Below are 22024 nucleotides of genomic sequence, written 5' to 3'. Positions count from 1 at the left end.
ACTAAAAGTTGCTTTGGTCACTTCATCAGACATTGAAAATCAAAAATTGTTTTTGATGCTCGATGCTGTGAGTGCCCACACAGATTGCTTGATTCAAATTGTTAAAGAGCGTCACGCTTATCGCGTTGAGGAGGCGCATCTTACGCTCCTCACTTCGAAAGTCAAGCGATTGTTTTCGCTTTTCTTTCGGCGCTGGCTTCACGAGGAAGCGAGCTCATCAGGTTGGCGCGGTCCGCCGTGCTGGTAGGGGCGCATTATAGGGAGCCGCGCAGCGATGACAAGGGCTTTTTGCAAAAATGCGTTCGCTTGCTGAAAAAGCAGGCTGAAGCCTCTAAAACAAGGGCTTCAGCCTGCTTTCAAGCCGCTTTTTTGCTCAATTCTTCGCTTTGCGCCTGGATATAGTTGACCCAGCTGGTCGCTCGCTGCTGCCAGTTATCCTGCTGCTGCAGTTCACGGGCCAGCTCCAGCGCCTCGGCATACTGCTCTTTATTGAGGTGCGCCTGCACCAGCAGCGCCTTGGCGCGATTGCCTTGCTCGCCTTTCACCGACTTGATGGCCGCGAGCTGGGTCATGGCCGCATCCGTTCTACCTTGTTGCAACAACAGTTCGGCGGCGCGCATGGCCGCCTTGGGGTGAGCATGCTCGCGGGCAAGCAGTTGCCAGCTGTCGACGGCCTTCGGCCACTCACGAGCACCTTCCCACAATTGGGCCAGCAGTTGGCGGTTCTCGGCGTTCTGCTTCATCTGCCCCTTGGCTATGGCAGACTCCAGCAGACGGGCACCGCGATAGGGCAGTCCCTGCCAGGCATAAAGACGGACCAGCTGGTTGCGGGCAGCGGCGTCATCCATCAGTTGACGGTCGATGGCGGTTTGCAGCAGTGCCAGCGCCTGATCGCCGCGCTTGGCGGAGAGGTTGAGCGACACAGCCTGCTGCCACCACTTGCTCTCTTTCGGCTCGTAGCGGATCAGCTCTGCGGCCTGATCGGCCGCCACACTGTAGTGCTGCAGTGCGGTAAGGGCGGAGAGACGAATGATAGCGGCCTGCTTCTGCCAGCTCTTCTTCAACAGCTGTTCACTCTGACTGGCCGCCTCACCGTACTGCTTGTTGTGGTAATAGAGGCCGGCCAGACGCAGGCGCAAGGCATCGTCAGCCTGGATGGCCAAAGCCGCCTTGTAGCTGGCGATGGCGCCAGCCCAGTTGGATTGCTGGGCCTGGATGTCGCCGCGCAGACGCAACAACTGAAGTTGTTGCTGCTCTGGCCACTCCTTATAGGCCAGGGCCTGCTCCACGTAGCGACTCGCCTGCGCGGTCTGCTGCAAGTTGGCGGCCAGGGATGCCTGCAACTGCGCCAGCCAGGCACGCTCAGCCTCGCTATTTGGTTTGAGGCCGGATGCCTTACTCTGGGCCTGTTGCCACTGGCCGGACTGATAGAGCTTCATCACGGGCTCCAGCTGGCGGGAGAAATGAGGGCTCACCTCCATCGCCAGACAGGCTTGGCTGACCAGGGCCAGCACACAGATCCAGATCCGCAACATAGTTATGACTCCAGTTTGAATTTGAGCGTGATGACTTGCACCAGCTTGTCGGTGGCGCCCGGTCTCGGCTGGTAGCGCCACTTGTTGATCGCCTGAATGGCCGCCCGCTCGAACTGACGCTTCGGCTTGGCCTCAACCACTTCCACATCCTGCACCCGGCCGTCGGCATCGACGCTGAAGCGCAAGGTCACCGACCCTTCGATGCCGGCCTGTTGGGCCCGATAGGGATAGACCGGCTCGATCCGCTGCAACGGCATCAAGATGTCACCGGCGCCAATCCCAGCCCCCTGTTGCTGGCCATGGAAATTGCCGCTCGCAACCGGGGTAGGGCTGGTCGCAACGCCAGGGGCATAGACCTGCACCGCACTGAGGCTGGAGACCAGATCCAGGCTCGGCTGCACCGAGGGCAGCGGTGTCGCCGCAGGCATAGGCAGCGGCGTCGAGGCCAGCGCGGCAGGCGGCTCCGGCAAGGGTTCCGGCTCCTGGGGTACCAGGCGCTCGCGCACCTGTACCTCGGTCACCTCGTTCTGCATGTTGATGACGATGGATTTCTGCTCGGCGCTCGCCTTCTCCCCTCTGGGCGGCTCCACCAGGGTGGCCATGAACAGCAGGATCCCCAGACTGAGGGCAATCCCCAGTCCCAGGCTCATCAGCTTGTATTTCATTTCGGTGCCACCGCCACGGCGATGTTGGCGATGCCTGCCGCCTTGGCTTCATCCATCACCCGTACCACCTTGCCGTGGGGCACCCGCTCGTCGGCCTGGATCACCAGGCTGGCATCGGGCTGTTCCGCCAGCAGGCGGGCGATACTGGCCTGCACCCGCTCCACATCGATCTGCTTGCGGTCGAGGAAGATCTGCCCCTGGGCGCCGATCGCCAGCATGATGCTGGAGGACTTCTGCGCCTTGGCCTGACTGGCCTGGGGCCTGTGCACCTCGAGCCCGGCTTCGCGCACGAAGGAGGTGGTGACAATAAAGAAGATCAGCATGATGAACACGATATCCAGCATGGGGGTCATGTCGATCTGCACTTCGTCACGCTGGCGTTTGGATTGCCGTCTCATTGCATTACCTTCTCTTCTCGCAGGCCGTCCCGGGTCTTGGCCAGCGCACGCTTGGCCTGGCTCTCGAGCCGGCTGAGTAACAACACGCCGGAAAGCGCGACCACCATGCCAGCCATGGTGGGGATCGTGGCTCGGGAGATCCCGCCCGCCATGCTCTCCGGGTTAAAGCGGTTGGCCGCGGCCAACGCATCGAATACGCCTATCATGCCGGTCACGGTACCCAGCAGCCCCAGCATGGGGCAGAGCACCACCAGGGTGCGGATGAAGATCAGATGACGATTGAGCTCAAGCTCGGCCTCGGCCAGCCAGCGCCCGCGAATCGCGCGAGCGTGCCAGCTGTGGCGCTCGCTGCGCGCCTGCCAGCGGTCGAGCAGCTGTCGCTGCAGCGGGGCAAACCCCAGGTTGAGGTAGAGCAGTCGCTCGATCATCAGAATCCACATCAGCACCAGCAGGGCCAGAATGACCCAGAGCACCGGGCCGCCACGGCCCATGAAGCTCTGCAGCTGTTGCCAGATGTCGAGCATCATGCCGCCCGCTCCATCCCGTCACTATTGCTCTCGGCCCGCTCGGCCAGAATGCCGGCCACCTGCTGCTCCAGCACGTTGGAAAGCTCGGTGAAACGGGATTGCAGCAGGCTGTGGGCCAGGATCAGCGGAATGGCCGCCACCAGACCCTGTACCGTGGTGACCAGCGCCATGGAGATGCCACCCGCCATGATCTTGGGATCGCCGGTGCCGAACTGGGTGATGGCCTGGAAGGTTCCGATCATCCCGGTCACGGTGCCGAGCAGGCCCAGCATGGGGGCGATGGCCGCGATCACCTTGACCATACCGATGCCGCGCTCCATCCGGGGGGTCTCCTGCAGGATCGCCTCATCTAGACGCAGTTCGAGGGTCTCCATGCTCAGCTCGGGATGCTTGTCGGCCACCGTCAGCACCCGGCCGAGGGCGTTGTCGGCATAATATTCACCGCTCTTGAGCTGGCGACGAACCCGGCCCAGTTCACGGGAGAGGCTCCACAGCCGTACTCCGGCGATCCCCAGGCCGATGGCGGCCAGCAGCACTATGATGGCGCCGACCTGGCCGCCCTGCTGGACTTGCTGCCAGAAGGTGGGGGCTTGTGCCAACATCTCCAGTAGGGTGCCGTGGGAGGGATCCAGCGGCAGCGCTTCCCCCTCCTGACCCTGATAGGCGGTCGCAGCGGAGAGCACGCTGCCGGGCAGACCCAGCACCGGGCTCAGGCCTTCGGCGGTTGGCTGCAGGAACCCCTGCTCGCCAAACAGCACGAAGCTGCCGATCCGGGTCAACGTCTGCTCGCTGGCAGCCCCCTGTGCATCCAGCACCTTGCCGTCGAACTGGGCAACCCGGCCCGATTCACGGATCTCCTGCAGCAGGGTGGCGGGCAGCAGGGCGAGGGCGGCGCGATCCGGCACCTGCTTCTCCTGCGCCATGGCCTTGAGCGGGGCGAGGCGCTCGGGGTACTGGCCCTCGACGGCGGATTCGCTCAGCAGCTTGACCGCGTTGCTGGCTCCCTGACGGGTCACCGCGAAGATCTCGTTCATGTCGCCGGAGGCCTGCTCCCACTGGGCGTTGAGCTCCACCAACTGTTTTTCGTTGCCGGCAAACTCGGCCGCCAGCTGCTTGCTGAGGCTCTGGGCCGCGGCCAGTTTGGCGCGGGCACTGTTCAGTTCCTTGGAGACGGACGCCAGATCCTGCTGGGCCTGCTGTTCACGGGCTTGCTCCTGCTGCTGCCAGGCTTCCTCGGCAACGGCAGTGGTGGTGCCCAGAGAGAGGGCGATGGCGAGGGGGAACCACTTCATGGTGACGCTCATGACTGGGCCTCCTGACCACGGCTGACGGAAAGGGGGACATTCAACAACTGGGGAACCTTCTTGTCGGCAGCCATCTCCAGCGCCTCGGCGATGGGAGAGAGCCACTGGCTGTCGAGGGGCTGCCACTGCTTGCTCTGCGCAGACCATCGCCACGCCTGGGAGCGATCGGCGGTCATCGCCAGCAGGGAGATCCGGCCCACCGCCAGCACATCGACCCGGCGCGGTGCGCCGTCCAGCGCCAGCTCGGCAGAGTAGCTATCCAACCGGCTGCCGTATTCGGCTTCGATTTGGTAGGCCTGCAGCAGCTGGCGGAACTTCTCCGCCTCGCTCACGTCGGCGCGGGCCAGGGTCGCTTTCAACTGTTCCACCCGCGCTAGGCGATCTTCCTTGCGCAGCGGCATGTCATTTTGTATCAGCTGCTCCAGATCGGCCTGCATCTGCAGCATCAGCGGGATCAGGCCCTGCCGGGTCTCCTGTACCGCCTCCAGCTGCTGGCTCAGTTTGCCCAGCTCATTTTGTTGATCGGCCACCAGAGACTGCATGTAGCGGTTGTAGGCTTCCAGATCGCGCAGTTGCAGCTGGGCATTTTGCAGCTCCAGCCGGGCGGCAACAGCTGCATCGGCGGCTTTTTCCACGCGCTGCTGGGAGGCTTTCCCGGCGGCGATGCTGTTTTTCAGTGCCGGTGCGACCAACTCGTCGGCGCCAGCAGCGAAGTGGACTGACAGTGGCAACAAGGCCAAACCCCAAAACTTATTCATGATATAAATCTTAACAATGATAACTATTCTCATTGTCTCAAAGAGTCGGGCCAGTGGCAATCAGATGATTTTCTTGGCCTGCGGCTGAAAAAACAGGATACTTTTTAGACAAGCACGGGAATTACTGGCGTTGTTAGTCACAACACCATTCTAAATAACTAAAAAATGTCTTTTCGATCAGGATGATGAGTGGTCGAAAAAGGAGAGTTACATGTTTAACGATGCGATCTGGGAACACATAGATCGGTTCACCAAGGCCAAGAAAACGAGCGATATCCAGCAGCAACTGGAGCGCTTCAGCCATCAGATGGGCTTTGATTACTTTCGGCTGCTGATCATTTTTCCCATCAGCATGCAAAAGTCCCATGTGGCCTTGTTCAACAACTGTCCCACCAGCTGGTTTGACGCCTATTCGGAGCGCCACTACCTGACCCAGGATCCGGTCGTCTTCCTGGGACTGAAGCAGACCCAGCCCATCTTCTGGAACAAGCTAGATTGCGATTCCCCCTGGTTGCCCAGTGCCAGCCGGGAGGTGATGAATCTGGCCGCCGACTTCGGGGTGAGAAACGGCGTCTCCTTCCCGCTCCACACCCCGCAGGGGGAGCACGGCATCCTCTCCTTCATCAGCAAGGAGAAGTCCAATTCTGAACTGATGTTTGAAAACGCTCCCACACTGTCGTTTTGCGCCAGTTATATCTTCGGTGCGGCGCTGCAGTTGATAAAGCGCAGACCCGAGCTGATGAAGCACCTGACCGAGCTGTCGGACCGGGAGAAGGAGTGCCTGTTCTGGGCCAGCGAGGGTAAGACCTCCTGGGAGATCGCCACCATCCTCGGCATCAGCGAGCGTACCGTGAACTTCCACCTCAATCAGGTCACCAACAAGACCGACTCCAAGAACCGCAACCAGGCGATCGCCAAGAGCATCTCCAGCGGCATCATAGTGCCCTCCCTGGACGACGTGACCATCACCAACCTGCGGCTGTCATAACGGCCACTCGATCAGACAAACAAAAAGAGCCGCAATGCGGCTCTTCTTCATTTCTGGCGAGGGCTTATTCCACGGTCACGGATTTTGCCAGGTTGCGCGGCTGATCCACGTCGGTGCCCTTGATGAGGGCGACATGGTAGGAAAGCAGCTGCAACGGCACGGTGTAGACGATGGGCGCGATCACCTCTTCCACGTGGTTCAGGCTCATCACCCGCATGGTCTCGTCGCTCTTGAAGCCGGCGTCGGCATCGGCGAAGACGTAGAGGATACCGCCACGGGCGCGCACCTCTTCCACGTTGGACTTGAGCTTCTCCAGCAGGTCGTTGTTCGGCGCCACCACTATGATGGGCATCTCGGCATCGATCAGCGCCAGCGGGCCGTGCTTGAGCTCACCGGCAGCATAGGCCTCGGCGTGGATATAGGAGATCTCTTTCAGCTTGAGCGCCCCCTCCATGGCGATGGGGTACTGGCTGCCGCGACCGAGGAACAGGCTGTGGTGCTTGTCGGCAAACTCTTCGGCCAGGGTCTCGATCTGCTTGGCCAGCGCCAGGCCTTCCTTGATGCGCAGCGGCAGGGCCTGCAACGCCTTGACCAGCTCGGCTTCGGCGGCGGCACTCAGGTTGCCACGGCAGTGACCGACCGAGGCTACCAGCATCAACAGACCGGCCAGTTGGGTGGTGAACGCCTTGGTGGAGGCGACGCCTATCTCGGCACCGGCCCGGGTCATGAAGGCCAGGTCGGATTCACGCACCAGGGAGGAGCCCGGCACGTTGCAGATGGCCAGCGAGCTCATGTAGCCGGACTCCTTGGCCAGGCGCAGAGCGGCCAGGGTGTCGGCAGTCTCGCCGCTCTGGGAGAGGGTCACCAGCAGGCTGTTGGGGCGCACCACTGACTTGCGATAGCGGAACTCGGAGGCGATCTCCACGTCGCAGGAGACGCCGGCGATCTCCTCGAACCAGTAGCGGGCCACCATGCCGGAGTTGTAGGAGGTGCCGCAGGCCACGATCTGCACGTGTTCGACCTTGTCGAAGATGGCGCGGGCGCCGTTGCCGAAGGACTCGACCACCACGTGATCGCTGCCCAGACGGCCTTCCAGGGTGTTGGTGATGGCCTTGGGCTGCTCGTAGATCTCTTTCAGCATATAGTGGCGGTATTCGCCCTTGTCACCGGCATCGTGGGAGAGCTCGGACTCCAGCTCCTCACGTACCACGGCCTCGCCGTGGGTATCGAAGACATGCACGTCGCGACGGGTCACCTCGGCCACGTCCCCCTCTTCCAGGAAGATGAAGCGACGGGTCACCGGCAGCAACGCCATCTGGTCGGAGGCGATGAAGTTCTCACCGATGCCGCGGCCGATCACCAGGGGGGAGCCGGAGCGGGCCACCACCAGGCGGCTGTCGTCGCGGCTGTCCATCACGACGGTGCCGTAGGCGCCGCGCAGCTGCTTCACCGCAATCTGCATGGCGGCCAGCAGGCTAGGGGCGCTCTTCAGCTCGTGATGCACCAGATGGGCAATCACCTCGGTGTCGGTGTCGGAGCTGAACACATAGCCCAGCGCCTTCAACTCTTCCCGCAGCTCTTCGTGGTTCTCGATGATGCCGTTATGCACCACCACGATATGCTCGGAGACGTGAGGGTGGGCATTGCGCTCGGACGGTTCGCCGTGAGTGGCCCAGCGGGTGTGGGCGATGCCGGTACCGCCATGCACGGACTGCTCGTCCAGCGCCTTGGCCAGCTCGGCCACCTTGCCGAGGCGACGCACCCGCTGCAGCGGCTGACTGGCGCTGAACACGGCCACACCGGCCGAGTCGTAGCCGCGATATTCCAGACGGCGCAGACCCTCTACCAGAATTTCAGCCACATCACGTTGGGCGACGGCCCCGACGATGCCACACATACACTTCTCCTTAAGACGCTATTGATTCGGTTGGATAATCATTTGTTCAGGTCAGACTGCCACGGGGGCGCAGATCAGCTGGATCCCCTTGGCCTGAATTCGTTCTCTGGCCGAGATGGCCAGCCCCTCGTCGGTCACCAGGGTATGGATGCCGGACCAGGGCAGCTCGAGATTGGGGATTTTTCGGCCGATCTTCTCCGACTCCACCATGACGATGACCTCCCGCGACACTTCGGCCATGACCCGGGAGAGGCCCACCAGCTCGTTGAAGGTGGTGGTGCCCCGCTCCGGGTCGATGCCATCGGCGCCGATGAAGAGCTGGTCGAAGTCATAGGAGCGCAGCACCTGCTCCGCCACCTGCCCCTGGAAAGATTCGGAGTGGGGATCCCAGGTCCCGCCAGTCATCAGCAGGGTGGGCTCGTTTTCCAGCTCGCGCAGGGCACCGGCCACATTGAGGGAGTTGGTCATGACAATGAGGCCGCGCTTGTTGCCCAGCATGGGGATCATGGCGCTGGTGGTGCTGCCGCTGTCGATGATGACGCGGTTGTGATCGCGGATCCGCTCGGCGGCGGCGCGGGCAATGGCCAGCTTTCGATTCGAAACTTGTTCCGAGTTGCTGTCCACCACCATCTCGCTGGGGAGGGGAACGGCACCGCCGTAGCGACGCAGCAACAGGCCACCGGTCTCCAGCACCGCCAGATCTTTGCGGATGGTCACCTCGGAAGTGGCGAAGTGCTTGGCCAGGGCATCGACGCTGACTTCCCCCTGCTCCTGCACCAGACTCACTATGGTGTGACGGCGCTGCTGTGTGTTGCGTTTGGTCATCTATAAGTTTCGATTCGAAAGAATGGCGAAATATTAATGCCTTTTCGGGAAAAATCAAACGGCAAATAGGATCCGATTTGGTTCGATGCCAGAATGAGGAACCGATTTGGTTCGATGCCAGAATGAGGAACCGATTTGCGACGAGGACGCCATGCAAAAACGACTCATCTGGCTGGTGGAAGATGAAGCCAGCATTGCCGATACCCTGATCTATGCCCTGCAGACCGATGGTTTCGAGGTGGAGTGGTTCCCCCTCGGTCAGCCGTTGCTGGCGCGACTGGAACAGACGCGACCGGATTTTTTGATCCTGGATGTGGGGCTGCCGGACATCAGCGGCTTCGAACTGTGCAAGCGGGTGCGGGCACTGACCGATATTCCCCTGATGTTTCTCACCGCCCGCAGCGAGGAGATAGACAGGCTGATCGGGCTGGAGATAGGGGCAGACGACTATGTGGCCAAACCCTTCTCGCCCCGTGAGGTGTGTGCACGGGTACGGGTCATCCTGCGCCGCAGCCAGCCCGCCCCCTCCCAGCCGATACAGCCACTCGCCCTGGACGAGGAGCGGGCACGCATCTGCTTCCTGGGCCAGCCCCTGACGCTCACCCGCTATGAGTACCTGCTGCTCAAGACCCTGATGCAGGCGCCAGGTCGGGTCTACTCCCGCCAGCAGCTGATGGATCTGGTGTGGCAGGATGCGGAAGAGAGTCTGGATCGCACCGTCGACACCCACATCAAGACCCTGCGGGCCAAGCTGCGGGAGCGGGATCCTGACGCCAACCTGATCCTGACCCACCGCGGGCTGGGCTACAGTCTGGAGCTGGCATGAACTCAGGGTGGCCGGGCATCGGCAGGGGGATGAGATGAGAATCGGATTGCAACTGCTGTGCGGCCTGGTGCTGATCTTCGCCCTGGCCGCCTGGTTCGTGCTGGAGATCTTCGTCGAGGAGATCAAGCCCGGGGTACGCAGCGCCACCGAAGATACCCTGGTGGACATGGCGCAGATGCTGGCCCCCCTGGCCCTGGACGACATGCAGGAAGGAAAGATGGCGAATGGCCGGCTGGCCAGCGCCTTCGCCCGCCTCAACCAGAGTCCCATCAATGCCCTCATCGATGGCCACCTCAAGCAGCAGGCGGAGTACCGCATCTATGTGACCGACGCAAAAGGCAGGGTGGTCTACGACTCGGACGGGGTGGATCTGGGCAAGGACTACTCGCGCTGGAACGACGTCTACCTGACCCTGCGCGGCGAATATGGCGCCCGCAGCACCCGCAGCGACCCCGACGATCCCGCCAGCTCGGTGATGCACGTGGCCGCCCCGCTGCGGGAAGGGGATGACATCCTCGGCTCCCTCACCGTCGCCAAGCCCAACAGCACCCTGCAGCCCATGATAGAGCGCAGCGAACACCAGTTGCTGAAAGGGGCGGCCCTGCTGCTGTTCATCTCGCTGCTCATCGGCGCCTTGCTGGTGTGGTGGCTCAACCGCGCCATCGGCAAGCTGGTGCACTATGCAGATGCAATCAGTCAGGGTCAGCCCGCCAGCCTGCCGCGCCTCTACAGCCCCGAACTGGACAGGCTAGGCCACTCCCTGGAAACCATGCGCCGCCAACTGGACGGCAAGGCCTATATCGAGGCCTATGTCCACAGCCTGACCCACGAGCTCAAAAGCCCGCTGGCGGCCATTCGCGGGGCGGGGGAGATTCTGGCCGAGGCGCCGCCGCCGGACATCGCAAAGCGCTTTATCGGCAACATCAATCTGGAGACGGCCCGCATGCAGCAGCTGATCGAGCGCATGCTGCAACTCGCCCGCCTCGAATCAGGGCAGGGGCTGGACAGACAATCCGTCGAGCCGGCCCGGCTGGGCAGACGGGTGATCGATGCCCGCCAGATCCAGGCCCAGCGCCGCCAGATCGCCCTGCACGCCGAGCTGGGGGAAGGTCAGAAGCAGAAGTGGGATCCCCTGCTGGTGGAGCAGGCCCTTGGCAACCTGCTGGACAACGCCCTCGATTTCGCCCCCGCCGGCAGTACCCTGGTGCTGAGCGGCGCCATGGAGGAGGGGGGTTATTGCTTCCGGGTGCGGGATCAGGGGCCAGGCATTCCCGACTTTGCGCTGCCCAGGATTTTCGAGCGTTTCTACTCCCTGCCAAGGCCAGACAAGGGCAAGAGCAGCGGCCTCGGGCTCAGTTTTGCCATGGAGGTGGCACGCCAGCATGGCGGCCATCTTGCCCTTGCCAATCAGCCGGACGGGGGGGTGCTGGCCACACTCTGGCTGCCCGGCAACTGAGGACACTTCACACCAAGCACACAGAGCCGGGCTAAGCTGCACCTCCTCGATGACGACCTTCCCCGTCGATGCGCATTCATATTAATCAAGGAGATAGATATGCCCCGTATGCTGTTGTCCGGTCTGCTTGCCGCTGGCCTCTTCTGTGCACTGCCTGCCAGCGCCGCTTCTGGCTGCATGCTGTTTGCGGATGGAACCGGCAAACCCGTCAGCACCCAGGGGGACTGTGCCGCCCAGTTGACCCCGGCCTCCACCTTCAAGATCCCGCTGGCACTGATGGGCTATGACAGCGGCTTTCTGGTGGATGAACAGCTGCCAGCCCTGCCGTTCAAGGCCGGTGACCCTGATTTCCTGCCGGAGTGGAAACAGACCACCACCCCGAGCAGCTGGATGCAATTCTCGGTCATCTGGTACTCGCAGCGCCTCACCGAGTGGCTGGGAGAAGCTCGCTTCCAGCACTACGTGGACAGCTTCGACTACGGCAACCGGGATCTCGAAGGCAACCCGGGCAAGCACGACGGTCTGACCCAGGCCTGGCTCAGCGCCAGCCTCGCCATCAGCCCCCAGGAGCAAGCCCGCTTCCTCGGCAAGATGGTGAGCGGCAAGCTGCCGGTCTCCGCCCAGACCCTGCGCCATACCGCCAACCTGATGCGTCAGCCCGACATCGACGGTTGGCAGATCCACGGCAAGACCGGCATGGGTTACCCCAAGCTGCTGGATGGCAGCCTGGACAGGGAGCAGCAGATCGGCTGGTTCGTCGGCTGGGCCAGCAAACAGGACAAGACGCTCATCTTCGTCCACACCGTTATCCAGAAGCCGGGCAAGCAGTTCGCTTCCCTCAGGGCCAGGGAGGAGGTGTTCGCCGCCCTGCCGGCCCGGTTGAAGACACTCTGATGCCAGCAACACCGGCGCCTTGCGCCGGTTTATTTATCCCCCTTCACCACCACTTCACACTGCCCCATCCTCCCTTCACGCGACCCCGGCACACTCCCGTTCAACAACAAGGAGACGTGTCATGGTCAAACAGATTTTCACCCACAAGATCGCCCTGCTGCTGTTGCTCTGCCTGCTGATGATGATCCCGGTTCACGCCATCATGGAGCTGAATCGGGAGCGCCAGGCCTATCGCAATCAGGCCATTCACAGCATCATGGCCAGCCACAGCGGGCCTCAGCGCCTGATGGGGCCCGTACTGGTGCAGCCCTATACCCGAGCCATCACCGTCGAGCAGGATGGCAAACATTTCGTGCGCAAGGAGCAGGTCTATCGCTACCTGCTGCCCCAGAGGCTGGACGTGCGGGCCAGCATGGAGGTGACCCCGCGCAAGCTCGGTATCTATCAGGCCCAGATTTATCACAGTCGCCTCTCCCTCTCCGGCCTGATGCCCACCAGCCTGGCTGACAAGGGGCTGGTGGCCGGCAACCCGAACCTGAGCTTCGACCCGGCGGATCCCGCCCTGGTGCCGGGCAAACCCTATCTCAGCCTGATCCTCTCCGATGCCCGGGGCATCAGCCGCGTACCCGAACTGCAATGGGGGGAGCAACGCATCCCGTTTGCACCTGGCGCCCAGCTGGGAGACGGGCGAGTGGGGATCCATGCCCCGCTCGACGCCTTGCCAGACGAAGATGGCCGCTTTCGCATCGAGCTGGATCTGCAGGGCATGAACGCGCTGGAAGTGGTGCCGCTCGGACAGGACAGCCGGTTTCACCTGAGCGGCAACTGGCCCCATCCCAATTTTCTCGGCGACTTTCTGCCCGGTGAACGCACCCTTGCGGATCAAGGGTTCGAGGCAAGCTGGCAGACCAGCTGGTTCGCCACCGACATGGAGAGCCGCTTCAACCGCATGATGAAGGGAGCGGGCACCAAACTGCCGTCATTCAGCGTCAGCCTGGTGCAACCGGTGGATCACTATCAGCTGAACGAGCGGGCCGCCAAATATGCCCTGCTGTTCATCGGCCTCACCTTCATCAGCTTCTTCATGTTCGAGCTGCTCAAGGGGCTGCGGGTACACCCCATCCAGTACGCGCTGGTGGGCATGGGGCTGGCCATCTTCTATCTGGTGCTGCTGGCGCTGACCGAGCATCTCGGCTTTACCTGGGCCTATCTCATTGCCGCCCTGGCCAGTGTGGCCCTCAATGGCTTCTACCTGAGCCATGTGCTGGGCGGCCCGAAACAGGGCATGGGATTCGCCGCCCTGCTGGGGCTGGTCTATGCCATTCTGTTCGGGCTGCTGCAGGCCGAGGAGACAGCCCTGTTGCTCGGTGCCCTGCTGCTGTTCGCCACCCTGGCGCTTGTCATGGGGCTGACTCGCAAGCTCGACTGGTATCAGGTGATGGAGAGCAGTCCCTCCGCCACCGCATGGGCGGCCCCCCAGCCATCGACCAGTAACACCAGCCATCAGCCATAAGCAAAAAAACCGGCGCCCTCGGGCGCCGGTTTGCATTTCATTGATCGGGCATCACTTCTTCTTGACCGGACGGGGCCAGTTCGGAATGTGGCGCTGGGGCACCCGGGTGATCACCAGCTCGTTTTCCGCCACATCCTTGGTGATGGTGGAGCCGGCCCCCAGGGTCGCCCCCTTGCCGATCCTCACCGGCGCCACCAGCTGGGTATCGGAGCCGACGAAGACATCGTCCTCGATGATGGTCTGGAACTTGTTCACCCCGTCGTAATTGCAGGTGATGGTGCCGGCACCGATGTTCACCTTGGCACCGATCTCCGCATCGCCCAGATAGGTCAGATGACCGCACTTCGAGCCCACACCCAGCCGGGCCTTCTTCATCTCGACGAAGTTGCCGACATGGGCATCCTGCTCCAGCACGGCACCCGGGCGCAGGCGGGTAAAGGGCCCGACCGAGCACTGGTCAGCAATTTGCGCACCTTCGATGACGGAGTAAGGTTTCACCTCGGAGTGGTCGCCGATCACGCAATCCTTCAATACGCTGCCGGCACCGATGCGCACGTGATTGCCCAGCACCACCTTGCCTTCGATGATGACGTTGACGTCGATCACCACCTCCTCCCCGATTTCCAGGGAACCCCGCAGATCGAAACGGGCCGGATCGATCAGGGTGGCGCCAGCGATCATCAGCTTCTCGGCCTGCATCTGCTGGTAGCTGCGCTCGAGCGCCGCCAGCTGCACCCGGTTGTTGGCCCCTTCCACTTCCATGGCGCTGTCCGGGTGGACGGCGGCGATGGCACAGCCATCCCCATGGGCCATGGCGATGACGTCGGTCAGGTAGAACTCGCCCTGGGCATTCTTGTTGTCCAGACGCGACAGCCAGCTGCGCAGCTGGCCACCGTTGGCCACCAGCACGCCGGTGTTCACTTCACGGATGGCCAGCTGCTCGGCATTGGCATCCTTCTGCTCGACGATGCCGACCACCTGGCCATTGCTGCGCACGATGCGGCCATAACCGGTCGGGTTGTCCAGCACCACGGTCAGCAGCGCCATGCCATCGCTTGCCTTGGCGGCCAGCAGCCGTTGCAGGGTCTCCGGCTGGATCAGCGGGGTATCGCCGTACAGCACCAGCACGTCGTCTTCGTCGTTCCAGAACGGGATGGCCTGGGCCACCGCGTGGCCGGTTCCCAGCTGCTGGGCCTGCAGTACCCAGTTCACATCTTCCGCGACGATCCGCTCCTTGAGCAGCTCGGCACCGTGGCCATAGACCAGGTGCAACTGTTCGGCACCAATCTGGCGAGCGGTATCGATCACATGGGAGACCATGGGCTTGTTGGCCACGGGGTGCAGCACCTTGGGCAGGGAGGAACGCATGCGGGTGCCTTTGCCCGCAGCCAGGATCACGACGTTGAGAGACATAGCTAGCCTTTGAAACAGGTGGAAATGCTGTGCGGAGTCTATCCAACGGGCAAAAAAAAAGCGACCCGAAGGTCGCTTTTTGCATCACCGTGATTAGCGGTAATTCTTTTTGACGATATCGATAACCCGCAGCTGGGCCATCGCTTTGGCCAGCTCGGCAGACGCCTGAGCATAGTCGATATCACCATGGGAGCTGTTGATCCGCTCTTCGGCACGACGCTTGGCTTCCTGGGCTTTCGCCTCATCCAGATCGTCTGCGCGAATGGCGGTATCGGCCAGCACGGTCACGGCTTCGGGTTGTACTTCCAGCATGCCGCCGGAGATGTACAGCACCTCTTCGCTACCATTTTGCTTGATCAAGCGGACCAGGCCCGGCTTGATGGCAGTCAGCAACGGAGCATGACCGTGGCGGAGACCCAGCTCACCTTCGGAGCCTGATACCTGGGCAGATTGCACGCGACCGGAAAACAGTTTTCCTTCGGCGCTCACCACATCCAGGTGAAAGGAGATCATCTCAGCCATGGGCCCTCCTATCGAGGCTTACAGTTTCTTGGACTTCTCGACGACTTCGTCGATGCCGCCAACCATGTAGAACGCCTGCTCCGGCAGATCGTCATACTCGCCCTTCAGGATGCCCTGGAAGCCACGGATGGTTTCCTTCAGCGGCACGTATTTGCCCGGAGAACCGGTAAACACTTCTGCCACGAAGAACGGCTGGGACAGGAAACGCTCGATCTTACGGGCACGGGCTACGGTCAGTTTGTCTTCTTCTGACAGTTCATCCATACCCAGGATGGCGATGATGTCCTTCAGCTCCTTGTAGCGCTGCAGTACGGTCTGAACGCCACGAGCGGTCTCGTAGTGCTCCTTGCCAACCACCAGCGGATCCAGCTGACGGGAGGTGGAGTCCAGCGGGTCAACGGCCGGGTAGATACCCAGAGCCGCGATCTGACGGGACAGTACGACGGTCGCATCCAGGTGGGCGAAGGTGGTCGCCGGAGACGGGTCGGTCAAGTCATCCGCAGGCACGTAAACGGCCTGGACGGAGGTGATGGAACCGGTCTTGGTGGAGGTGATGCGCTCTTGCAGAACACCCATCTCCTCGGCCAGGGTCGGCTGGTAACCTACTGCGGAGGGCATACGGCCCAGCAGTGCGGATACTTCGGTACCGGCCAGGGTGTAACGGTAGATGTTGTCCACGAAGAACAGCACGTCACGACCTTCGTCACGGAACTTCTCGGCCATGGTCAGGCCGGTCAGCGCCACGCGCAGACGGTTTCCGGGCGGCTCGTTCATCTGACCGTAAACCAGAGATACCTTGTCCAGTACGTTGGACTCCATCATCTCGTGGTAGAAGTCGTTACCCTCACGGGTACGCTCACCTACACCGGCGAACACGGAGTAACCGCTGTGCTCGATCGCGATGTTACGGATCAGCTCCATCATGTTGACGGTCTTGCCTACACCGGCGCCGCCGAACAGACCAACCTTACCACCCTTGGCGAACGGACATACCAGGTCGATAACCTTGATGCCGGTCTCCAGCAGCTCGGTGCTGTTGGACTGATCTTCGTAGCTGGGGGCTTCGCGGTGGATGGACCAACGCTCTTCTTCGCCGATCGGACCCTTCTCGTCGATGGGGTCGCCCAGTACGTTCATGATACGGCCCAGGGTCGAGGTACCGACCGGTACCTGGATGGCCTTGCCGCTGTTAACTACTTCCAACCCACGACGCAGACCGTCGGAGGAACCCATGGTGATGCAACGCACGACGCCGCCGCCGATCTGTTGCTGAACTTCCAGTACCAGACCCTGGCCTTGGCCTTCGCTGACAACCTTCAGTGCATCGTACACCTGGGGCACGGCATTCTGCGGGAACTCGATGTCCACCACAGCGCCGATGATTTGGACGATGAAACCGTTACTCATGTCAAATCCTCTAAACCTTTGATAACCCTTGCCTTACACCGCAGCAGCACCGGAAACGATCTCTGTGAGCTCCTGGGTAATACTGGCCTGACGGGCCTTGTTGTATACCAGTTGCAGATCGTTAATCAGGTTGCCGGCGTTGTCAGTCGCGGCTTGCATGGCAACCATTCGGGCTGCCTGTTCACTTGCCAAGTTTTCTACCACACCCTGGTAGACCTGGGATTCGACGTAGCGAATCAGCAGGGTATCCAGCAGTTGCTTGGGATCCGGCTCATAGAGGTAGTCCCAGTGGTGCTTCTTGGCGAGCTTGCTGTCTTCTGTTACGGGCAAAGGCAGCAGTTGATCGACTTTTGGTTGCTGAACCATGGTGTTGACGAACTTGTTGTACACCAGATACAGCCTGTCAATCTCACCGTTGTCGTAAGCCTTCAGCATGACCTTCACTGAACCGATCAGGTCATTGACGCTCGGGTTGTCACCCAGTCCGGAGACGTGGGCTTTCACCTTGGCGCCGTGCCGTTCAAAGAAGTTGGAGGCCTTGTTACCGATCAATGCCAGGTCAACCTTGGCACCTTTCGCGCTCCATTGCTTCATATCATTGAGGGCAGCCTTGAACAGGTTGATGTTCAGACCACCACACAGGCCACGGTCGGTGGAGACGACGATGTAACCCACTCGCTTCACCTCACGTTCGATGAGGTAGGGGTGCTTGTATTCCAAGTTCCCCTGAGCGATATGGCCGATCACCTTGCGCATGGTTTCAGCGTACGGACGGCTGGCAGACATGCGTTCCTGCGCACGGCGCATCTTGCTCGCTGCCACCATTTCCATAGCGCTGGTGATCTTCTGAGTGTTCTTCACACTCCCGATCTTGTTACGTATCTCTTTTGCGCCGGCCATCTCTTCTCTCCATCAGGTGGCAGCTTGCGCTGCCACACACGCTTACCAGGTCTGGGTTGCCTTGAAGTCATCCAGCAACGCAGTCAGCTTGCCAACGATCGCGTCGTTGTAGTCGGCCTTGGCATTGATTTCAGCCATCAGCTCGGCATGCTGGGTATTGGCGTAAGAGAGCAGAGCGGCTTCGAAGTCGACGATCTTGCTCAGTTCGACATCGGCGAGATAACCCTTCTCGGCGGCGAACAGCACCAGGGACTGCTGGGCCACGCTCATCGGAGAGTACTGCTTCTGCTTCATCAGCTCGGTGACTTTCTGACCGTGATCCAGCTGCTTGCGAGTGGCATCGTCCAGGTCGGAAGAGAACTGGGCAAATGCCGCCAGTTCGCGGTACTGGGCCAGCGCGGTACGGATACCACCGGACAGCTTCTTGACGATCTTGGTCTGAGCAGCACCGCCCACACGGGATACGGAGATACCCGGGTCAACCGCCGGACGAATACCGGAGTTGAACAGCTGGGAGGTCAGGAAGATCTGGCCATCGGTGATGGAGATCACGTTGGTCGGAACGAACGCGGAGACGTCACCGGCCTGGGTTTCGATGATCGGCAGGGCGGTCAGGGAACCGGTCTGGCCTTTCACGGCACCATTGGTGAACTTCTCTACGTACTCGGCGTTGACGCGAGCAGCACGCTCCAGCAGACGGGAGTGCAGATAGAAGACGTCACCCGGGTAAGCTTCACGTCCAGGCGGACGGCGCAGCAGCAGGGAGATCTGGCGATAGGCAACGGCCTGCTTGGACAGGTCATCATAGATGATCAGTGCGTCTTCGCCGCGGTCACGGAAGTACTCGCCCATGGAGCAACCGGCGTAGGGAGCCAGGTACTGCAGAGCAGCCGCTTCGGAGGCAGAAGCCACGACCACGATGGTGTTGGCCAGGGCGCCGTGCTCTTCCAGCTTGCGCACCACGTTGGCGATGGTGGAGGCCTTCTGGCCGATCGCAACGTAGACGCACTTAATGCCGGAATCTTTCTGGTTGATGATGGTGTCGATGGCGATGGCGGTCTTACCAACCTGGCGGTCACCGATGATCAGCTCACGCTGGCCACGACCGATAGGGATCATGGCATCGATGGCTTTCAGACCGGTCTGGACTGGCTGGTCAACAGACTTACGCTCGATAACGCCCGGGGCGATCACTTCGATCGGCGAGAAGCCGTCGTTGTCTACCGGACCCTTACCGTCGATCGGCTGACCCAGGGTGTTGACCACCCGGCCCAACAGACCACGACCGACCGGCACTTCCAGAATGCGGCCGGTACCCTTTACCTTCATCCCTTCGGCCAGATCGGCATAGGGACCCATTACTACGGCACCAACGGAGTCACGCTCCAGGTTCAATGCCAGAGCGAAGCGGTTGCCCGGCAGCTCGATCATCTCACCCTGCATGGCATCGGCCAGACCGTGGATACGAATGATACCGTCGCTTACAGAAACGATGGTACCTTCGTTACGCGCCTCGCTTTTGACATCAAACTGCGCAATGCGCTGCTTGATCAGCTCGGCGATTTCAGTGGAATTCAGTTGCATGCTCTAATACCCCAATCAAGATTGCAGCGCATCGGCCATGCGATCCAGCTTACCGCGGACCGTGCCGTCGATAACGAGATCACCGGCCTTGATGAGCACCCCGGCCATCAAGGACGCATCTGTGCTGCAATTCAGCTTCACTTTGCGCGCGAGACGTTGTTCCAGAGAAGCCTGAATATTGGCTTTCTGCTGGTCGGTCAGTTCGATCGCCGAAATCACGTCAGCCTGAACTTCTTTGTCCAGTTCAGCCTTGAGTACGACGAATTCGGTAACGACCGCCGGCAGCACACCCAAGCGACCATTCTCGGCCATCACCCGGATCAGGTTCTGACCGTGCTCGTTGAGCTGCTCACCGCAGACACCGACAAACAGCTTTGCCAGTTCTTCGGCAGCAACGGAGCCGTTTACCAGGCTGTGCATGGTCTCGTTCTCTGCCACCTGAGCGGCGAAATCGAGCATCTCCAGCCATTGGTCAACCGCCTTGTGCTCAACGGCAAACTCGAAAGCAGCCTTGGCGTAGGGGCGAGCGATTGTAGTCAGTTCAGACATAGCCCCGTTCCCGTTACAGTTCTGCTACCAGTTTGTCGACGATGTCGCTGTTGGCAGCCTGGTCGATTTGGCGTGCCAGGATCTTCTCTGCACCCGCGATGGCAAGAGCAGCAACCTGCTTGCGCAGTTCTTCTTTGGCACGATGACGTTCAGCTTCGATCTCTGCACGGCCCTGAGCCAGGATTTTCTCCCGCTCAGCTTGGGCTCCGACAGCGGCCTCATCAATGATCTGGGCCTTGCGTTTGTTGGCCTGATCGATGATTTCAGCAGCCTGAAGCTTGGCTTCTTTCAGCTGATCGGTGGCGTTGGCCTTGGCCAGCTCCAGATCTTTCTTGGCACGCTCTGCAGAAGAGAGGCCGTCAGCGATTTCTTTCTGACGGGCTTCGATGGCAGCCATCAGCGGCGGCCATACGTACTTCATGCAAAACACTACGAAGATGAAAAAAGCAACTGCTTGGCCGAGGAGGGTGGCGTTGATATTCACAGCCGATGTCCTCTTTAGTTAGTTAATGGGTTCTGCGTGAGTCGTAATGACTTAGGCAACCGCAAACATCACATACAGACCCAGACCAACGGCGATCATCGGGATCGCATCCACCAGACCCATCACGATGAAGAACTGGGTACGCAGAACAGGGATCAGGTCAGGTTGACGAGCTGCACCTTCCAGGAACTTGCCACCCAGGATACCGATACCGATGGAGGCGCCGATAGCCGCCAGACCCATCATCATTGCAGCAGCGATGTACAGCAGGTCCATGTTCAAGTTTTCCATGAGGATCTCCATTTATTTAGATGTAATTGATTGTATAAAAAGGATTATTTGAGTTGCATCAACCATGGTCTTCCTGCGCCATCGACAGATAGACGATGGTCAGAACCATGAAGATAAACGCCTGCAAAGTGATGATCAGGATGTGGAAGATTGCCCAAGGCACGGACAGGATCCACTGTGACCACCAGGGTAACAAACCCGCAATCAGGATGAAGATCAGTTCGCCAGCATACATGTTGCCGAACAGTCGCAGACCCAATGAAACAGGCTTGGAAATCAACGTGACGGTTTCAAGGATGAAGTTAACCGGGATGGCAGCAGGGTGGTTGAAAGGCTGAAGCGTCAGCTCCTTCACGAACCCGCTGATACCCTTGACCTTGATGCTGTAGTACAGGATCAAGAAGAACACGCCCAAAGCCATGGACATGGTGATGTTAACGTCAGCAGAGGGAACCACACGCAGATAGGGAACACCCATCAACTGTGCAGCGTGAGGGATAAAGTCAACGGGGATCAGGTCCATGAAGTTCATCAGGAAGATCCACACGAACACCGTCAGGGCCAAAGGTGCTATGACCTTGTTGCGACCATGAAAGATGTCCTTGACGTTACCATTCACAAACTCGACCAGCATCTCCACAAAGCACTGCAGCTTACCGGGCACACCGCTGGTGGCCTTGACGGCAACCTTGCGGAACAACCAGATAAACAGGGCGCCTAGCACGACGGAAAATATCATGGAATCGATATTCACCGTCCAGAACCCGGACCCTACCTGCAGGTGGGTCAGGTGGTGGGAGATATATCCCTGAGGAGTCAGGACTTCTCCGGTTGCAGACATGAGTTTTCCTAATAGTGGTTGTTAAGCGTGAATGAAACTATCCACTGTACAACGAGGGCGAGGATATAAGTGGCGAAGAACGAGGCGGTGTCGACCTCAATCCCGGCGCCAAACAGCAGGGCGAAAAGTCCTGTTGTAGTAATGAGCTTAATCCCTGCCCCACCATAAAAGTCCCGCAAAACCAGGCCTACGCTCTCTTTCGTCACCTTGCGGCGCAGAACCCAGAGCGTGAACAGGGCTTGAGGAACCCAGTACATCCCCCCTCCGTAGAGAGAGGATTGTCCGGCGAACTTTCCCGCCTGATAAAACCAGACGGTGGCGATCGCCAGGATCAGGACCAGCTGACAAACGAGCATAGCCAAGGCCAGCGTCAAACCTTCCAAGGCTATTTTCTGCTTCACCAACCTACCCCTGAACATTACAGAACTGTAAAAAATCGGGATCCGA

At 60.5% G+C, this 22024-nt stretch carries 24 protein-coding genes; 6 read left to right on the top strand and 18 right to left on the bottom strand.

All coding sequences use genetic code 11. The features are described 5' to 3' along the window. Nucleotides 1–247, top strand: a 247-nt coding sequence (locus J9889_RS12035) for a hypothetical protein (RefSeq protein ID WP_210556826.1), incomplete at its 5' end; no start/stop codon positions are given. A gap of 109 nt (nucleotides 248–356) precedes the next feature. Here the strand turns inward: J9889_RS12035 and J9889_RS12030 are convergent. From J9889_RS12030 to J9889_RS12005, 6 genes are read right to left on the bottom strand one after another with little or no spacing between them, the layout of a single operon-like run. Then, nucleotides 357–1535, bottom strand: coding sequence for a hypothetical protein (locus J9889_RS12030; RefSeq protein WP_210556824.1), 1179 nt, complete (start codon nucleotides 1533–1535; stop codon nucleotides 357–359). Between the two features lie 2 nt (nucleotides 1536–1537). Further along, nucleotides 1538–2200 (bottom strand): energy transducer TonB, encoded by a 663-nt coding sequence (locus J9889_RS12025; protein WP_210556818.1) that lies wholly within the window; start codon nucleotides 2198–2200, stop codon nucleotides 1538–1540. Then, a complete protein-coding gene (locus J9889_RS12020; protein ID WP_005321875.1) occupies nucleotides 2197–2598 on the bottom strand; it encodes a biopolymer transporter ExbD in 402 nt (133 codons plus the stop codon). The genes J9889_RS12025 and J9889_RS12020 overlap by 4 nt, the downstream gene beginning before the upstream one ends. Continuing rightward, on the bottom strand, nucleotides 2595–3125 hold the full coding sequence (locus J9889_RS12015; protein ID WP_042079095.1) for a MotA/TolQ/ExbB proton channel family protein: 531 nt from the start codon (nucleotides 3123–3125) through the stop codon (nucleotides 2595–2597). The genes J9889_RS12020 and J9889_RS12015 overlap by 4 nt, the downstream gene beginning before the upstream one ends. Continuing rightward, nucleotides 3122–4429 (bottom strand): MotA/TolQ/ExbB proton channel family protein, encoded by a 1308-nt coding sequence (locus tag J9889_RS12010; RefSeq protein WP_210556816.1) that lies wholly within the window; start codon nucleotides 4427–4429, stop codon nucleotides 3122–3124. Before J9889_RS12010 ends, J9889_RS12015 begins: the two co-directional genes overlap by 4 nt. Next, complete coding sequence (locus tag J9889_RS12005) at nucleotides 4426–5187, bottom strand: DUF3450 domain-containing protein (protein WP_210556814.1); 762 nt, start codon at nucleotides 5185–5187, stop codon at nucleotides 4426–4428. Before J9889_RS12005 ends, J9889_RS12010 begins: the two co-directional genes overlap by 4 nt. 211 nt (nucleotides 5188–5398) lie before the next feature. On the opposite strand from J9889_RS12005, the gene J9889_RS12000 reads away from it, so the two are divergent. Beyond that, the gene (locus tag J9889_RS12000) at nucleotides 5399–6175 is read left to right on the top strand and encodes a LuxR family transcriptional regulator (protein WP_042079092.1); all 777 of its coding nucleotides are present in this window, start codon (nucleotides 5399–5401) and stop codon (nucleotides 6173–6175) included. Between the two features lie 64 nt (nucleotides 6176–6239). Here J9889_RS12000 and glmS read toward each other — a convergent pair whose 3' ends face one another. Beyond that, complete coding sequence (gene glmS, locus J9889_RS11995) at nucleotides 6240–8072, bottom strand: glutamine--fructose-6-phosphate transaminase (isomerizing) (protein ID WP_210556813.1); 1833 nt, start codon at nucleotides 8070–8072, stop codon at nucleotides 6240–6242. Nucleotides 8073–8123: 51 nt separating this feature from the next. Then, nucleotides 8124–8897, bottom strand: coding sequence for a DeoR family transcriptional regulator (locus J9889_RS11990; protein ID WP_182935608.1), 774 nt, complete (start codon nucleotides 8895–8897; stop codon nucleotides 8124–8126). Between the two features lie 151 nt (nucleotides 8898–9048). Here J9889_RS11990 and blrA point away from each other — a divergent pair, with 151 nt between their 5' ends. The 4 genes from blrA (at nucleotide 9049) to creD (ending at nucleotide 13586) form a co-directional block, all read left to right on the top strand. Further along, nucleotides 9049–9723, top strand: coding sequence for a beta-lactam response regulator transcription factor BlrA (blrA, locus tag J9889_RS11985; protein ID WP_109112089.1), 675 nt, complete (start codon nucleotides 9049–9051; stop codon nucleotides 9721–9723). Nucleotides 9724–9757: 34 nt separating this feature from the next. Then, nucleotides 9758–11179, top strand: coding sequence for a beta-lactam sensor histidine kinase BlrB (blrB, locus tag J9889_RS11980; protein WP_182935609.1), 1422 nt, complete (start codon nucleotides 9758–9760; stop codon nucleotides 11177–11179). A 99-nt stretch (nucleotides 11180–11278) separates the two neighbouring features. After that, nucleotides 11279–12073: a class D beta-lactamase OXA-1163 gene (locus tag J9889_RS11975; protein ID WP_042016119.1), complete on the top strand. Its 795-nt coding sequence runs from the start codon at nucleotides 11279–11281 to the stop codon at nucleotides 12071–12073. A 121-nt stretch (nucleotides 12074–12194) separates the two neighbouring features. Beyond that, nucleotides 12195–13586 carry a cell envelope integrity protein CreD gene (gene creD, locus J9889_RS11970; protein WP_210556812.1) on the top strand — a complete coding sequence of 464 codons (1392 nt, stop codon included), beginning with the start codon at nucleotides 12195–12197 and terminating at the stop codon, nucleotides 13584–13586. Nucleotides 13587–13637: 51 nt separating this feature from the next. Here creD and glmU read toward each other — a convergent pair whose 3' ends face one another. From glmU to J9889_RS11920, 10 genes are all read right to left on the bottom strand, one after another. Next, nucleotides 13638–14999, bottom strand: coding sequence for a bifunctional UDP-N-acetylglucosamine diphosphorylase/glucosamine-1-phosphate N-acetyltransferase GlmU (glmU, locus tag J9889_RS11965; RefSeq protein WP_052815147.1), 1362 nt, complete (start codon nucleotides 14997–14999; stop codon nucleotides 13638–13640). A gap of 93 nt (nucleotides 15000–15092) precedes the next feature. Further along, on the bottom strand, nucleotides 15093–15521 hold the full coding sequence (locus J9889_RS11960; RefSeq protein WP_010672259.1) for a F0F1 ATP synthase subunit epsilon: 429 nt from the start codon (nucleotides 15519–15521) through the stop codon (nucleotides 15093–15095). Between the two features lie 18 nt (nucleotides 15522–15539). Next, nucleotides 15540–16928 (bottom strand): F0F1 ATP synthase subunit beta, encoded by a 1389-nt coding sequence (atpD, locus tag J9889_RS11955; protein WP_010672260.1) that lies wholly within the window; start codon nucleotides 16926–16928, stop codon nucleotides 15540–15542. A 33-nt stretch (nucleotides 16929–16961) separates the two neighbouring features. Then, entirely contained in the window at nucleotides 16962–17828 is an 867-nt protein-coding gene (atpG, locus tag J9889_RS11950) for a F0F1 ATP synthase subunit gamma (protein ID WP_010672261.1), read from the bottom strand. A 42-nt stretch (nucleotides 17829–17870) separates the two neighbouring features. After that, a complete protein-coding gene (gene atpA, locus J9889_RS11945; RefSeq protein WP_010672262.1) occupies nucleotides 17871–19412 on the bottom strand; it encodes a F0F1 ATP synthase subunit alpha in 1542 nt (513 codons plus the stop codon). A gap of 15 nt (nucleotides 19413–19427) precedes the next feature. After that, nucleotides 19428–19961 carry a F0F1 ATP synthase subunit delta gene (gene atpH, locus J9889_RS11940; protein WP_210556810.1) on the bottom strand — a complete coding sequence of 178 codons (534 nt, stop codon included), beginning with the start codon at nucleotides 19959–19961 and terminating at the stop codon, nucleotides 19428–19430. Nucleotides 19962–19974: 13 nt separating this feature from the next. After that, nucleotides 19975–20445, bottom strand: coding sequence for a F0F1 ATP synthase subunit B (atpF, locus tag J9889_RS11935; protein ID WP_010672264.1), 471 nt, complete (start codon nucleotides 20443–20445; stop codon nucleotides 19975–19977). Nucleotides 20446–20496: 51 nt separating this feature from the next. Continuing rightward, nucleotides 20497–20736, bottom strand: a complete 240-nt coding sequence (gene atpE / locus J9889_RS11930) for a F0F1 ATP synthase subunit C (protein WP_010672265.1) — start codon at nucleotides 20734–20736, stop codon at nucleotides 20497–20499. Between the two features lie 58 nt (nucleotides 20737–20794). Beyond that, nucleotides 20795–21577 carry a F0F1 ATP synthase subunit A gene (atpB, locus tag J9889_RS11925; RefSeq protein ID WP_010672266.1) on the bottom strand — a complete coding sequence of 261 codons (783 nt, stop codon included), beginning with the start codon at nucleotides 21575–21577 and terminating at the stop codon, nucleotides 20795–20797. A gap of 8 nt (nucleotides 21578–21585) precedes the next feature. After that, nucleotides 21586–21996 carry an ATP synthase subunit I gene (locus tag J9889_RS11920; protein WP_048209371.1) on the bottom strand — a complete coding sequence of 137 codons (411 nt, stop codon included), beginning with the start codon at nucleotides 21994–21996 and terminating at the stop codon, nucleotides 21586–21588. Nucleotides 21997–22024 lie beyond the last annotated feature (28 nt).

The organism is Aeromonas sp. PrichA-15 (assembly GCF_017939245.1).
Taxonomy (GTDB): Bacteria; Pseudomonadota; Gammaproteobacteria; order Enterobacterales; family Aeromonadaceae; genus Aeromonas; species Aeromonas caviae.
The sequence above is the reverse complement of the archived record's forward strand: the minus strand, read 5'-3'. Positions and strand labels throughout refer to the sequence as shown.

Excerpts from the sequence above, each read along its gene's own strand:
- J9889_RS12030 (WP_210556824.1), bottom strand. The coding sequence starts at position 1,535 with ATGTTGCGGATCTGGATCTGTGTGCTGGCCCTGGTCAGCCAAGCCTGT.
- J9889_RS12025 (WP_210556818.1), bottom strand. The coding sequence starts at position 2,200 with ATGAAATACAAGCTGATGAGCCTGGGACTGGGGATTGCCCTCAGTCTG.
- J9889_RS12020 (WP_005321875.1), bottom strand. The coding sequence starts at position 2,598 with ATGAGACGGCAATCCAAACGCCAGCGTGACGAAGTGCAGATCGACATG.
- J9889_RS12015 (WP_042079095.1), bottom strand. The coding sequence starts at position 3,125 with ATGATGCTCGACATCTGGCAACAGCTGCAGAGCTTCATGGGCCGTGGC.
- J9889_RS12010 (WP_210556816.1), bottom strand. The coding sequence starts at position 4,429 with ATGAGCGTCACCATGAAGTGGTTCCCCCTCGCCATCGCCCTCTCTCTG.
- J9889_RS12005 (WP_210556814.1), bottom strand. The coding sequence starts at position 5,187 with ATGAATAAGTTTTGGGGTTTGGCCTTGTTGCCACTGTCAGTCCACTTC.
- J9889_RS12000 (WP_042079092.1), top strand. The coding sequence starts at position 5,399 with ATGTTTAACGATGCGATCTGGGAACACATAGATCGGTTCACCAAGGCC.
- glmS (WP_210556813.1), bottom strand. The coding sequence starts at position 8,072 with ATGTGTGGCATCGTCGGGGCCGTCGCCCAACGTGATGTGGCTGAAATT.
- J9889_RS11990 (WP_182935608.1), bottom strand. The coding sequence starts at position 8,897 with ATGACCAAACGCAACACACAGCAGCGCCGTCACACCATAGTGAGTCTG.
- blrA (WP_109112089.1), top strand. The coding sequence starts at position 9,049 with ATGCAAAAACGACTCATCTGGCTGGTGGAAGATGAAGCCAGCATTGCC.
- blrB (WP_182935609.1), top strand. The coding sequence starts at position 9,758 with ATGAGAATCGGATTGCAACTGCTGTGCGGCCTGGTGCTGATCTTCGCC.
- J9889_RS11975 (WP_042016119.1), top strand. The coding sequence starts at position 11,279 with ATGCCCCGTATGCTGTTGTCCGGTCTGCTTGCCGCTGGCCTCTTCTGT.
- creD (WP_210556812.1), top strand. The coding sequence starts at position 12,195 with ATGGTCAAACAGATTTTCACCCACAAGATCGCCCTGCTGCTGTTGCTC.
- glmU (WP_052815147.1), bottom strand. The coding sequence starts at position 14,999 with ATGTCTCTCAACGTCGTGATCCTGGCTGCGGGCAAAGGCACCCGCATG.
- J9889_RS11960 (WP_010672259.1), bottom strand. The coding sequence starts at position 15,521 with ATGGCTGAGATGATCTCCTTTCACCTGGATGTGGTGAGCGCCGAAGGA.
- atpD (WP_010672260.1), bottom strand. The coding sequence starts at position 16,928 with ATGAGTAACGGTTTCATCGTCCAAATCATCGGCGCTGTGGTGGACATC.
- atpG (WP_010672261.1), bottom strand. The coding sequence starts at position 17,828 with ATGGCCGGCGCAAAAGAGATACGTAACAAGATCGGGAGTGTGAAGAAC.
- atpA (WP_010672262.1), bottom strand. The coding sequence starts at position 19,412 with ATGCAACTGAATTCCACTGAAATCGCCGAGCTGATCAAGCAGCGCATT.
- atpH (WP_210556810.1), bottom strand. The coding sequence starts at position 19,961 with ATGTCTGAACTGACTACAATCGCTCGCCCCTACGCCAAGGCTGCTTTC.
- atpE (WP_010672265.1), bottom strand. The coding sequence starts at position 20,736 with ATGGAAAACTTGAACATGGACCTGCTGTACATCGCTGCTGCAATGATG.
- atpB (WP_010672266.1), bottom strand. The coding sequence starts at position 21,577 with ATGTCTGCAACCGGAGAAGTCCTGACTCCTCAGGGATATATCTCCCAC.
- J9889_RS11920 (WP_048209371.1), bottom strand. The coding sequence starts at position 21,996 with ATGTTCAGGGGTAGGTTGGTGAAGCAGAAAATAGCCTTGGAAGGTTTG.